1 protein-coding gene is annotated in these 295 nt (G+C 81.0%); it reads right to left on the bottom strand.

Annotated features, from left to right (window positions below):
• Positions 1–198, bottom strand: a 198-nt coding sequence (locus JHD63_RS23540; RefSeq protein WP_198973199.1) for a hypothetical protein, incomplete at its 3' end; no start/stop codon positions are given.
• Between the last annotated feature and the right edge of the window lie 97 nt (positions 199–295).

Below are 295 nucleotides of genomic sequence, written 5' to 3'. Positions count from 1 at the left end.
CCCCCCCCCCCCCCCCCCCCCCCCCCCCCCCCCCCCCCCCCCCCCCCCCCCCCCCCCCCCCCCCCCCCCCCCCCCCCCCCCCCCCCCCCCCCCCCCCCCCCCCCCCCCCCCCCCCCCCACCCCCACTAGGTTCTCTTCGTCGGCAGCGTCAGATGTGTATAAGAGACAGGGCCATGCCTCGGCGGGCTTCGCCTTCATCGGGGGCTGGTTCGTGCTGCGCCGGGCGCAGCCCAGGGCCGCGTTCCGGTGGCTGATGGCAAGCCTGGCCGCGGGGCTGCTGCTCGGGCTGTCGCAA

Source organism: Xylophilus sp. ASV27, assembly GCF_016428875.1.
Taxonomy (GTDB): domain Bacteria; phylum Pseudomonadota; class Gammaproteobacteria; order Burkholderiales; family Burkholderiaceae_C; genus Xylophilus.
This window is presented reverse-complemented; position numbering and strand designations above follow the sequence as displayed.